Here is a 12,540-nt window from a genome sequence, read left to right on the forward strand (position 1 = left end):
CCACCCATTGCAGATTATCCGACTGATCAGGCGGCGTCCGATATGTCCGACTCTGCCTCAAGAATTCCCACAGGTATGGACAGCGATCTCGCTATCCGATTCCGATAGCCCTTATTGTACTTTAGACCCCGCTCGATGTTTTGGATTTCCTGAGCGGCAAGCCCGCACGCGACCGCGAGGTCCTCGATTGAATACCCAAGGTGCTCACGATAAGCGCGGATGATGTGGGTCCCCTGCGACATAGCCGTCAAGACTGGCTCGGGAATGCGCGAATCCTTCATAAACATCTCCAAGAAGATGGGAGCGCCTGACAAATCGGGAGATTTCCTCCCCGACCCTGGCGCACATCCAGCAAATCAAAAAAATGGACGTCCATTCGGCCGGACCGGCCTCATCCATGGAATGGGCCACTTGAAATTGGCAGCCGGGTCGGAATATGGCGGCTCACCTGCTTCTGATCAAGTTCTAAGAACCTGCCCGCCATGAGATGGCCTGATCGGCTGTAGCGCATTCGACCTGCGATCCTACACGACTCATTCTCCCCGATGGCTTTCTTGAACAGCAACTCGAACTCTCATTGACGCCTCCAGTGGCTATTCGCGGCACCGTCCACCCAGCCTCGCGGACGCTGATACCTTCGACCAATTTCCACCGCCGATGCAGCGAAGATGGACAAGCATCGCCACCTATAAAGGTTCACAATCACTCGACCGTGACCGATTTTGCGAGATTGCGCGGCTGGTCTACGTCTGTGCCCATGAAGAGCGCCGTGTGGTAGGCAAGAAGCTGTATCGGCAGCGAGAAGATCATCGGCGCGATAATCTCGTCGACAGCCGGCAACACGAGCGTGTGCATGGTGTTGAGTTTCGATGCGGCTGCCCCTTTTTCATCGGTGATGAGGATAATCCGCCCTCCACGGGCAGCCACTTCCTGCATATTGGAGACGGTCTTGTCGAAAAAGCGATCATGGGGCGCGATGACGATCACTGGCATGTTGTCGTCGATCAATGCGATCGGACCGTGCTTCAATTCACCCGCCGCATAGCCCTCGGCATGGATGTAGGAAATCTCCTTGAGCTTCAGCGCACCTTCCATCGCTAGCGGGAAACTGGTGCCACGGCCGAGATACAGGACGTCACGACACTTTGACAGTTCGCGCGACAGGAACTCGATCTCCGGCTGGATGCTGTTGAGTACCTGGCCCATGACGCGCGGCACTTCGGCGAGGCTCCTGACGAGCGCCTGCAGCTCGTCTTCGGTTACGGTCCCGCGGGCTCTGGCGGCGCCGATGGCGAGTGCGGCTAGAACCGCAAGCTGGCAGGTAAACGCCTTGGTGGAGGCGACGCCAATCTCCGGTCCGGCAAGGATCGGGAAGACCGCATCGGCCTCCCGAGCGATGGTCGATTCGCAGGCATTGACGATAGCGCCAATTTTCAGCCCACGCTCCTTGCAGTACCTCAACGATGCGAGCGTATCGGCGGTTTCGCCGGACTGCGAAATGAAAAGAGCCGCCGACTGCGGCGACAACGGGATCTCGCGGTAACGGAATTCGGACGCAACGTCGATTTCAACCGTCAGGCGCGCATAGCGTTCGAACCAGTATTTTCCGATCAGTCCGGCGAGATAGGCGGTCCCGCAGGCCGAGATCGCCAAGCTCGGGATCCTGGCGAAATCGATGCCAGAAACCATGTCGGCGCGATTCTCTATGATGTTGCTATAGTGACGGAGAGCATGGGCGATGACTTCGGGCTGCTCGTAGATTTCCTTCTCCATGAAGTGGCGATGGTTGCCCTTGTTGGCCAGATCGGCCGCGGCCGTGGAGGTATGGCGCGGACGCTCGACGGGATGGCCGTCGAAATCGAAGATATGGGCGCCCGAATTGCCGACAACGGCCCAGTCGCCCTCGATGAGATAGGTAATTTCATTGGTGAAGGGAGCGAGCGCGATCGCGTCGGAGCCCAGGAACATCTCGCCGTCGCCGTGACCGATCGCCAGCGGTGGTCCGTTGCGCGCCGCCATGATGGTCGACGGATCATCTTCGAAGAGGACGGCAAGCGCATAGGCGCCCCTGACGCGTTTCAGCATGGCACGCATCGCCTCTTGCCGCCTCATGCCCTCCCGGCGGTGTCTTGCCAAGAGATGCGCGACGACCTCGGTGTCGGTATCGGTCTGGAACTCGGCGCCAGCCGCCGCCAATTCGTCCTTCAGCTCGGTGAAATTCTCGATGATCCCGTTATGGACGACGGCGACACCGTCGGTAAAGTGCGGGTGCGCATTGCGTTCCGTCGAGGCCCCATGGGTTGCCCAACGCGTGTGGCCGATGCCGATGTTGCCGCTCAGCGGCTCTTCCTTCAGTCTCCTCTCGAGATTGACGAGCTTGCCCTCGGCGCGCCGGCGGTGCAAGGCACCTTCGGTGATCGTCGCAACGCCGGCGGAATCATAGCCGCGATATTCCAAACGCTTCAATGCGTCGACCAACCGATCCGACACCGGCTGTTGCCCAACGATGCCAACAATCCCGCACATGTTCGTCTTCCCATTCTTGCCGGCAGCTTCAGCCCACGCGAGACGGATACCCATCCGGCCGCTTTCATTGGGGATCTTGTAGTAGTATTCGGTAATATTGGTACAATTGATTGTAGGGATAACTATCATCCACCCCATGGATGAGCCCCTGATCTAAACTTCTCGTTGCGCCTGACGCCCTCATGACCGAACGCAAGCCCACACCCCGCGGCACGAAGGAACAATCGGCCATGCGCGACCATCCCGGCTACGCACCTGACACGAAGCGCCGCCGCTCGTGATCACGCGGTGATCGGCATGATCACAAGCACTGTAGTTAGGCAGCATCAGCGACGCATGATCGGCATCATCATCATCGGCAGCGTCGGCGCCGTCGGCATGATTCACGTGTTCGTCACGTTGATCATAATCATCGTCGCCGCCGATCAAGTTTAATGCCTGCCGCTGTTGACGCGGCTTTCGCCGGTAGAGTTTAGCCCGCGATGGCCTGTCAATACGCTGTTGGTCGGCATGGCCGAAACCGAGAGTCAGGCGGCACAGGCCACAGAGCACGTTCAGCGACCGTTTCAGTCAGCGCCGGCTTTGTCGGGGTTCGTAACGTCATCAGGATTCTCGGGGCATGAATGCACTATCACGAAAACGTTGGTTCTCAGTGCTTCGTCCGTATTACTCAAACCCGATTCCCGCTGCGGAAGAACTAGGCGCGTGTCACGTCTTGTACAAGGCACAATAGCAGTGAGAAATGGAGATTGATGCCTGCGCGTTTTCGAATAAGACAATCACCAAGCTGTCACCCGAATTACATCAGGAACTGTCTATAGCCGCCGCCCATCAGGTAGCGGCCACGTTGGATGGCGCGACGCACCTGATCGCGAAGATGGCTACCTGGATGAGACCAATCTTCTTCGACACGGCGTCTCCCGAACAGGGCAATGGCGATCTCCTGATGAGATGCTCCCGCAAGCGAGCCATCCAAAGCCTGGAGCACGATACGCAGACGCGCTCCGCGGGGTTCCGGCGGAAAGCAAGCAGCTGCCAGGCGGCCGCAACCATTGATGTCGTTCAGGAACTGAAGGGCAGCGACATGGAAGTTCAGGTGCTGCGGCTGCACGATCGCGTCGACATATAGCCGCAACGGGCGGAGAACGGATGCACCGGAAAGGGCGATCTGCAGACTCCGGCAGTCCTCCCTCAGCAGCACGTGCTGCACGCCGGCAGGTGTCAGCAGGATGTCCTTGCAGCATGAGAGCGAAGGGAGATCAAGCGGTTCAAAATCGTGGTCGAGCCCAACCGGCTCCGCGGCCGCTCGTAGAATACGGGCGCAGTCGCGCGGATCCCAAAAGACCCTTGCCGACGTAGCGTCCGACTGTGGCGCGTCCGCGAAAAAGGAGGCTCCATTGTCTTAGGAAAGATGATCCTGTCGTCAACTCGATTATCTTCATGTCGGCCTGGGCTCCGACAATGTAGGCGGACGGTGCCATTTTGGCGTGGTCGCGCTGAAATTGTGGATTGCGCCGAAGAAACTCCCAGGCCCAGGCAGTGCGTGGCAATCGTCTGGCGTAGTGGTAAGCTTCGTGACGACGCCAGTCCGGCCAGCATACAAGACCGACCGTCGCTTCCTTGGGCAGACCAGCATCCTTCACGGCTCAGGTGTCCACAATGGCGCTATGCCGACGGGCCTAGAACCGGTTGCCACAGTACCGGTCCGCTCAGACGTCCCCTGCTGCGGATGCGCAAAAGGCTCGCGCGGGAAATCTCGAGAAACCCGGCCACCGCCTCCGTTTTGCCGACGGACTTGGGTTGTCCGATGCGCGACAATGGCCACGTCGCGAGGCGAAGGATCCGTTCCATGCGCGTGTCCGTCACCGTTACTATCCGGGTCAGATCCTTGGCCAAGCCGAACTCGATCATGCCCGCGAAGAGCTCGTAGGTTGCCTGGGCCAGTCCGCCCGCTGCCTTGGGCGCCGACGGAGGGAGATCGAGCGCGAAACGACTGCTCTCCCATATGTCGGAGGTCGAGGGCACGACGTCAGCACCCAGCAGCACCGGGAACGTGTCGCGCAACATTGTGGGTCCGGTGCTGGGCAAAAGACGCACGCAACCGCGAATTCGCCAGTCGGATCCCTTGAGGAGCAGATAGACAGGCTTCAGACCATCAAACGGGTCTGTTTCCATCTGGTCTTCGGTATCAACTTCCCAATCGAGCCTTTCCTTGAACACCCGAAACCTGAGCCCGTGCATCTCTTTGAGCTCGCTTGCGAACTCGTCGTAAAGGTCTGGTGTTATCAGCTGCATCATGGTCGCCTCCGTGCGGGATGTGTTCCCGCCATCGAAGGGCAAAGCCGGCAGCGATGCAGCCTGTAGAGGTTTACAGCTATCGTGGCCGACGAATCAGGATCTCGCCTGGCCGGAGGCAGCCAGTCGTGCAACGGCCTGGTTGATCGTCCGAACGCCAAGCTTTGCCTTGGCGTTTTCCAGATGAAAGGTCACGGTGCGCTTTGAGACGCCGAGAAGCTGGCTGATAACCCAAGCCGACTTGCCGCGCGCCGCCCATTTCAGGCACTCGAACTCCCGCGGGGTGAGCGTTACACCATCCACCACGCGATCGTCGGCGAGCCTGCGCCGGACATGGATATGAAAGTTGATGGCCACCAGCTGCAATGCTTTTTCGTAACGTGTCAGTGACCGCAACAGAGGCGGACGGGACTCGTCGGAAGCAAAGGTCAGGGCAGCAAACCGGCCGCGATGATCATGCATGGACATCGTCAGGCCGCCGCGGATGCCAAACTCAGCCGCACTCTCCAGAATTTGTTGCTGCGAATTCGGCAGACAGTGCCGAGCGCGATCCACACCCCAATCGAAGGTATCCCAGCCTTGCAGCCCGCGCAGGATGACCGGATCAAGACTGTGGTACCGCTGTTGCAGATAACGTGATGTCCAAGATGAAGGATAGTTTGAGATCAATTGCGGGGCGTCGCCGGAGGCCGACGGGTAAGTGAAATAGGCGAATAGCGGAAAATCGAAGCCGGCTGCAGCGGATGCCATTGCCTCACGGAGATCGGCAGCATCAACACTTGCAGACAGTTGCTCGACGAAGTTCTCAAACACGCGATGCATTTGCGCTTTGCGTAACCTCCGTGATCGCTCGATGCCAGGCAGAGACCTTGTTTTAAACGATCCCGGACGGATACAGCGCGTGCCGAGAACCCCGTTAATCTGTTGAAACCCGTGATATTCTGACGTTGTCTATGAGCCGTGTGCCGCCGAGCCAGGCCGCGACAAGCAAGCGTGCAGGTCGGCCAAGGCTTGTCATGGGTCGCAAATCTGCCTCGTCGCGAAGTTCCAGGTATTCGATCTCGCGATAGCCTGCAGCCAGAATTGCTGCGCGCGCTTCGGCAAGCGTTGGCAGGACGGGCGAGCCGCGGGCAAGCCGCTCAGCCGTCTCGAGCAAGACCGATGGTAGCTTGTGGGCAACAGCACGCTCTGCTGGCGAGAGCCGGACATTGCGCGATGATAGTGCAAGACCGTCGGCTTCGCGGACTGTCGGACAAGGAACAATGGTGATTGGAATATCCAAGTCCCGGGCCATACGCCTGACTAGCTGAAGCTGCTGAAAGTCCTTTTCGCCAAAGAAGCCGAAGTCAGCGCTGGTCTGCAGGAAGAGCTTGGCGACGACGGTCGCCACGCCATCGAAATGTCCCGGCCGGAAGGCACCGCACAGGCCCTCGCTGACACCGGACACCGAAACGGTCGTGGCGAAGGCCGCCGGATACATTTCCTCTGCATCCGGCGCATAAAGCAGGTGCGCGCCAAGCGGTGCCAGCTTGGCGGCATCCTCGTCCTCGGTGCTCGGATACGCGGCGAGATCGGCCTGGCTGTTGAATTGCTTCGGGTTGACGAAGAGCGTCACGATCACCCGGTCGGCCTTCTCGAGTGCCGCGCGCACCAGGCTGAGATGGCCCTCATGCAGGACGCCCATCGTTGGCACCACGGCAATCCCCACGCCCTCGCCGCGCCATGCGGCGACGATTTCGCGAAGCCGGGCAACGCTCCTGACAATCGGCACGCTCACGCTGCTTCTCCGCTCTTGGCCGCGTCCGCGTCGGCGGGCTTGGGCGCATCGGCAAACACGTGCTCGGCGGCCGGAAACTGGCGCTCCTTCACTTCCCGCGCATAGGCCGCGATCGCAGCCGCAGCGGCCTCCCCCAGTTCAGCATAGCGCTTGACGAATTTGGGCCGGAAGTCGCCGAAGAGGCCCAGCATGTCGTCGACGACGAGAATCTGGCCGTCACAGGCTGCCGAGGCACCGATGCCAATGGTCGGGGTCGCCACCTCCCCGGTGATCCGGCGGGCGAGCGCCTCGGGAACCTTCTCCAGCACGACCGCAAAGGCGCCCGCTTCGCTCACCGCAAGCGCGTCGCGCCTGATGCGCTCGGCATCCCCGCCTCTGCCCTGCACGCGGTAGCCACCGATGGTGTTGATCGCCTGCGGCGTCAAGCCGACATGGGCCATGACCGGCACGCCGCGCGCGGCGAGGAAGCCGATCGTCTCTGCCATCGTTTCGCCGCCTTCGAGCTTGACGGCCGCGCAGCCGGTCTCGGCCATGACGCGCGCGGCATTGCGGAAAGCCTGCTCGGGGCTTTCCTCGAAGGAACCGAACGGCAGGTCGACGACCATCAGCGCCTGCTCGAGGCCACGGCGCACGGCCTGGCCGTGCGTGATCATCATCTCCAGCGTCACACCGAGCGTCGAGGGCAGGCCGTGGAGAACCATGCCGACGCTGTCGCCGACCAGCACCACATCGCAATGGGGATCGACAAGCCGGGCGACCGGCGTCGTGTAGGCGGTAAGGCAGACGAGCGGCGTCCCACCTTTGCGCGAACGAATATCCGGCGGTGTGATCGCCTTGGTGTCACCAAACGCACTCAATGGACCCTCCTTCCCCAACGTTACCAACCGCGGGTGTCGCGTTTGCCACATTTTTGTGCAAGTGCGAAGAGCTAAAAATGGCCGTGCAGCTGTGCGGTGTTGACGTGCGGACAGGCGCGCTTACACTTAAATCGATTCAGGCGCCCCCGAGCACCAGCCACTTTCGCGAACATGGACGATCAGGCAAAAGGACCCAGGAAAGACAGAGCCGCCGTCAAGGCGGACGAAGTCAAAGTGGACCTGATCGCCTTTGTCGTCGCCGTAAACGACAGTGAACCCTGTGTCCTCACCATCGGCCAGGCGGACACCCTGCCCTCCGGACCATTTGCGCTTGAGCACCGATCGCTGCAATCCGGTTTGAGGGGGTGGGTCGAGCAGCAGACCGGCCATCCGCTGGGGTATATTGAGCAACTCTACACCTTCGCGGATCGGGATCGCATCGGCGCCGAGCGCCAGCAGCGCGTCATCTCCATCAGCTATCTCGCATTGACCCGCAAGGAACAGGCAGCTGGCTCGCCCAAGTGCGGCTGGCAGAGCTGGTATGAATATTTTCCATGGGAGGACCACCGCTCCGGCACGCCTCCGGTCGTGCTGGACGTTCTGCGACCGCGCCTGATTGAATGGGCAGACGGCGTCAGCGACGCGGCCACGCGACGTGAACGCTGGCAGCGGGCGACGATAGCCTTCGGCTTCGACGACCGCCTTTGGAACGAGGAACTCACGCTTCAACGCTATGAGTTAGTCTACGAAGCAGGCCTGGTCCAAGAGGCCGGAAGCGGACGGGACGCGACGCTGCCTCCGCTGGTGCCCAGCAAGTCTATGGTCGCCGATCATCGCCGCATCGTGGCGACCGGCATTGCGCGGCTGCGCTCCAAGATCAAATACCGGCCGGTCGTCTTTGAGCTGATGCCGCCGGTCTTCACGCTTTTGCAGCTGCAGCGAACGGTGGAGGCGCTTGCCGGCAGGCTCGTGCGTAAGCCGAACTTTCGCCGGCTGATCGAGCAGCAGGAGCTGGTCGAAGAGACCGGAGAGGCAACCGCGGAGACCGGCGGCCGGCCAGCGAAGCTTTACCGGTTCCGCCACGCCGTTCTCGACGAGAGGGTCATCGCCGGGACAAAATTGCCGCTGGCGCGGGGTTGACATCGCTTATACTCACAGCAAGTATATGCTGGTTATTTTCACCTAGAGTATAAGCTGGGAGGGGTCGATGAGCGCCATGCTGCCTGCGACCGCGTTTCTCTACGAGCGCGTCCGACGAGTGATCCCGCCGATCGAATGGCCGGCTTTCGTCGAGGATATCGAGGCGATCCTTGCACTGAAGCGCGAGCGCAACGCCATCATCCTGGCGCACAACTACCAGACCCCCGAGATCTTCCATTGCGTGGCCGACATCGTCGGCGACAGCTTGGCACTGGCCCGCACGGCTGCGACGATCGAGGCGCAAGTCATCGTGCTGGCCGGCGTACATTTCATGGCCGAAACGGCCAAGCTGCTCAATCCGCAAAAGACGGTGCTCATTCCCGACCTGCGGGCAGGCTGTTCGTTGGCGGAATCGATCACGGCAGAAGACGTGCGCTTGATGCGCCAGCGTTATCCCGGCGTGCCGATCATCACTTATGTCAACACGTCGGCCGAAGTGAAAGCCGAGTCGGATATCTGCTGTACATCCGGCAACGCCAAGGCGGTCGTCCAATCCCTTGGCGTTCCCCAGGTGATCATGTTGCCGGACGAATATCTGGCCCAGAATATCGCCGCCCAGACCGATGTGCAGATCATCGCCTGGAAAGGGCATTGCGAGGTGCATGAGCGCTTTACACCGGCCGACATCCGCGAGTTGCGCGAAAGCCATCCCGGCGTGATCGTGCTCGCGCATCCCGAATGCCCGCCCGACGTCGTGGCTGAAGCAGATTTTTCCGGCTCGACCGCTGCCATGTCCGACTATGTCGAAAGGCAAAGGCCGGCACGTGTCGTGCTGATGACGGAATGTTCGATGAGCGACAACGTCGCGTTAGCGCACCCAGAGGTCGAGTTCATCCGGCCCTGCAATTTGTGCCCGCACATGAAGCGTATCACGCTTGCCAACATCCGCATGGCGCTCGAGCAGAACCACCATATCGTAACCATCGAACCCGGGATCGCCGGGCGCGCGCGGCTTGCGGTCGAACGGATGCTGGCAATTTGAGCGCCGATGTCCGCAGCTTCTTCGGGCGGCCCATCATCATCGGCGGCGGCATCGCCGGACTGATGACCGCGCTTCAACTGGCGCCGGAGCCGGTGCTGCTTCTGTCCAGGACGCTGCTGGGAGCTGACAATTCGAGCACGTGGGCACAGGGTGGTCTGGCTGCAAGTTTCGGCGAAGACGACGATCCGGCACTGCATCTGGCCGATACGCTTGCCGCCGGGGATGGTCTCTGCGACACAGACGTGGCGAGCCGCATCCTCCAAGCCGCGCCCAAGGCGATAGAGGGGCTTGCGGGCTTTGGGGTTCCCTTCGACCGTACGCCGAAAGGATCACTGTGCCTCGGATTGGAGGCCGCACACAGCCGACGTCGCATCGTTCATGCGCATGGTGACGGCACCGGGCGTGAGATCATGCGTGCCCTGATCGCGGCTGTGCGTTCCACTCCGTCGATTGTTGTCGTGGAGGGCGTGGAAGCGCGCCGGCTGGCGGTGCGAGAGAATGCGATCCGAGGCGTCTGGGCGAGCGGTTCGATAGGACCTGTCTTCTTCGGCTCACGGCGGGTCGTCCTCGCCACCGGTGGGATCGGGGGACTGTTTCTCGACACCACCAATCCTTGCGGCAGTTGCGGACAGGGCCTGGCGCTTGCGGCCCGCGCTGGAGCTGTCCTTGCCGACCTCGAGTTCATCCAGTTCCACCCGACCGCGCTTGACGGCCCGGAACGCCCTATGGTGCTGGTCAGCGAGGCCGTCCGCGGCGAAGGTGCTGCCCTGATCGACGAAACCGGCCAGGCTTTTCTCCAGAGCGTGCCAGGGGCGGAACTTGCGCCTCGTGATGTCTTGGCGCGCGCCGTCTGGAACCATCTTGCCAACGGCCACCGTGTTTTTCTCGACGCGCGGCAACGGCCTGGCCCGGAATTCGCTCGACACTTCCCGACAATCGCATCAGCCTGTCGTGGAGCGGGCATCAATCCCGCGCGCGATCTCATCCCCATTCGTCCGGCCCAACACTACCACATGGGTGGCGTTGCCGTGGACGGCTCCGGTAGGACGTCCGTCAAGGGGCTGTGGGCCTGCGGCGAAGTCGCTTCGACAGGACTGCATGGCGCCAACAGGCTCGCCAGCAATTCCTTGACCGAGGCCGTCGTATGCGCGCGCTGGGTCGCTGAAAGTGTCGCTGGAACGCCTGCTCGCAGAACAAAGCCTGCGTTTGCGGACGTTTACCCATCGCCCGCTCCGACACCCGTGCGTGTTTTCCTGTCGCGCGCACTCGGCATCGTCCGGGATGGTGAAGGTTTGAAAGCAGCCGCACGTGCCTTATTGCCGCTCGCCGAAAGCAAGGACGCGGCCTCGGATCCGGCGGCTGTCGGGCTAATGATCGCGGTTGCCGCCCTGTTGCGCGAAGAAAGCCGCGGCGCTCATTACCGGACAGACTTTCCTCATCATGCGACTGTCGCCCGACGGTCCGAAATCACCCTCGAAGCCGCCTTGGCCGCTGCGCGGGAACTCGGACACTCGCCAAGCCTCGAAGGGGCAAAGTGATGACGCTCTCACCGCTTCCCACGGTCATGCTTGAGCCGCTTGTAAGGGCAGCTCTTCTTGAAGACCTTGGCAGAGCCGGCGACTTGACCACGGAGGCCATCGTCCCGAAGGAACGCCAAGCGGGAACCGTGCTGGCGGCGCGCCAGTCCGGAGTTGTCGCCGGCCTCGATCTGGCGATGCTCGCTTTCCGCTTGATTGATCCTGATATCGAAATCTCGGTGGAGCGGGCAGACGGCTCCAATGTCATGGATGGAGAGGTCATTGCATCAGTGGTTGGCCCTGCCCGGGCCATTCTCACAGCCGAACGGACGGCACTCAATTTTTTGTGCCATCTGAGCGGCATCGCTACAGCAACGGCATCGATCGTCGCCGCGGTTCGTGGATATGGCGCGAAGATCGTCTGCACGCGCAAGACGACGCCCGGATTGCGGGCAGTCGAAAAATACGCCGTGCGCGCAGGTGGCGGATCCAATCACCGCTTCGGCCTCGACGACGCAATTCTGATCAAGGACAACCACATCGCCATCGCAGGCGGCGTTCGCCCGGCGCTCGAGCGAGCACGAAGACGGGCCGGTCATCTCGTCAAGATCGAGGTCGAGGTCGATACGCTGGCCCAGTTGGAGGAGGTACTTGGCTTCGCTCCCGATGCGGTTCTGCTCGACAACATGTCCCTCGCCGATCTTCGCCGCGCCGTCGCAATCGTTGGCGGCCGTGCTATCACCGAGGCTTCTGGCGGGATCGCATCCGATACAGCGCGAGCGATTGCCGCGACCGGCGTTGATCTGATTTCGGTCGGCCGACTGACCCACAGCGCGCCGATCCTGGATATCGGCCTCGACTATTGGGGCTCATGATCGCCTGAGGAACGAACAGGATCGAATCAACTGTCCTTTCCGATCGTCATCAATCAGACAGCAAAGCAAGGCAGAACCGGAGGAACAGCATGGACATGCAAACAGCGAGTCCAACGCAGACATCGCCCCAGGCTCAATCCCCTGACCCTGGAGCGTGGACCCTGGAGAAGGCTCGGGCACTTCACGATGCCCCCTTCAACAATCTCCTCTTCCTCGCGCAAACCGTGCACCGCCAGAATTTCGATCCCAACAAGGTCCAGCTCAGCCGGCTGCTCAGCATCAAGACGGGCGGATGCCCGGAGGATTGCGGCTATTGTAGCCAGTCGGCGCATCACGAGACCGGCCTGAAGGCGTCGAAGCTGATGGAGGTCCGGCGCGTCGTCGCCGAGGCGACCAAGGCGCGTGACGCCGGCGCAACCCGCTATTGCATGGGCGCGGCCTGGCGAAACCCCAAGGCGCGCGACATGGATGCGGTGGTGGCGATGGTCGAAGGCGTCAAGGCGCTGGGCAT

General features: G+C 61.4%; 13 protein-coding genes. 5 read left to right on the top strand and 8 right to left on the bottom strand.

Features of this window, described 5'->3' with window-relative positions; translation table 11 throughout:
* Positions 1-26: 26 nt before the first annotated feature.
* The 8 genes from NKJ08_RS36310 to panB form a co-directional block, all read right to left on the bottom strand.
* Entirely contained in the window at positions 27-287 is a 261-nt protein-coding gene (locus tag NKJ08_RS36310; protein ID WP_352496595.1) for a helix-turn-helix domain-containing protein, read from the bottom strand.
* Between the two features lie 415 nt (positions 288-702).
* Entirely contained in the window at positions 703-2,526 is a 1,824-nt protein-coding gene (gene glmS / locus NKJ08_RS36315; protein ID WP_352577953.1) for a glutamine--fructose-6-phosphate transaminase (isomerizing), read from the bottom strand.
* Positions 2,527-3,325: 799 nt separating this feature from the next.
* Positions 3,326-3,736, bottom strand: coding sequence for a DUF2285 domain-containing protein (locus NKJ08_RS36320; RefSeq protein ID WP_352786066.1), 411 nt, complete (start codon positions 3,734-3,736; stop codon positions 3,326-3,328).
* Between the two features lie 58 nt (positions 3,737-3,794).
* Complete coding sequence (locus tag NKJ08_RS36325) at positions 3,795-4,169, bottom strand: transcriptional regulator domain-containing protein (protein ID WP_352496584.1); 375 nt, start codon at positions 4,167-4,169, stop codon at positions 3,795-3,797.
* A gap of 22 nt (positions 4,170-4,191) precedes the next feature.
* The gene (locus tag NKJ08_RS36330) at positions 4,192-4,824 is read right to left on the bottom strand and encodes an acyl-homoserine-lactone synthase (protein WP_352496585.1); all 633 of its coding nucleotides are present in this window, start codon (positions 4,822-4,824) and stop codon (positions 4,192-4,194) included.
* A gap of 93 nt (positions 4,825-4,917) precedes the next feature.
* Positions 4,918-5,643: a LuxR family transcriptional regulator gene (locus NKJ08_RS36335; protein ID WP_352496586.1), complete on the bottom strand. Its 726-nt coding sequence runs from the start codon at positions 5,641-5,643 to the stop codon at positions 4,918-4,920.
* Positions 5,644-5,737: 94 nt separating this feature from the next.
* Complete coding sequence (gene panC / locus NKJ08_RS36340) at positions 5,738-6,598, bottom strand: pantoate--beta-alanine ligase (protein ID WP_352786069.1); 861 nt, start codon at positions 6,596-6,598, stop codon at positions 5,738-5,740.
* Positions 6,595-7,455, bottom strand: a complete 861-nt coding sequence (gene panB, locus NKJ08_RS36345; protein WP_352549642.1) for a 3-methyl-2-oxobutanoate hydroxymethyltransferase — start codon at positions 7,453-7,455, stop codon at positions 6,595-6,597. Before panB ends, panC begins: the two co-directional genes overlap by 4 nt.
* A 171-nt stretch (positions 7,456-7,626) precedes the next feature.
* On the opposite strand from panB, the gene NKJ08_RS36350 reads away from it, so the two are divergent.
* The 5 genes from NKJ08_RS36350 to NKJ08_RS36370 all read left to right on the top strand — a co-directional run.
* Complete coding sequence (locus NKJ08_RS36350; RefSeq protein WP_023722073.1) at positions 7,627-8,595, top strand: NUDIX hydrolase; 969 nt, start codon at positions 7,627-7,629, stop codon at positions 8,593-8,595.
* Between the two features lie 67 nt (positions 8,596-8,662).
* Entirely contained in the window at positions 8,663-9,637 is a 975-nt protein-coding gene (gene nadA, locus NKJ08_RS36355) for a quinolinate synthase NadA (RefSeq protein WP_352508058.1), read from the top strand.
* Entirely contained in the window at positions 9,634-11,175 is a 1,542-nt protein-coding gene (locus tag NKJ08_RS36360) for an L-aspartate oxidase (protein WP_352786072.1), read from the top strand. The genes nadA and NKJ08_RS36360 overlap by 4 nt, the downstream gene beginning before the upstream one ends.
* Positions 11,175-12,029 (top strand): carboxylating nicotinate-nucleotide diphosphorylase, encoded by an 855-nt coding sequence (gene nadC, locus NKJ08_RS36365; protein ID WP_352469119.1) that lies wholly within the window; start codon positions 11,175-11,177, stop codon positions 12,027-12,029. Before NKJ08_RS36360 ends, nadC begins: the two co-directional genes overlap by 1 nt.
* Before the next feature lie 95 nt (positions 12,030-12,124).
* A partial coding sequence (locus NKJ08_RS36370; RefSeq protein ID WP_502906383.1) for a biotin synthase BioB occupies positions 12,125-12,540 on the top strand: 416 nt, incomplete at its 3' end.

Source organism: Mesorhizobium sp. M0244 (assembly GCF_040321795.1).
Lineage (GTDB): Bacteria > Pseudomonadota > Alphaproteobacteria > Rhizobiales > Rhizobiaceae > Mesorhizobium.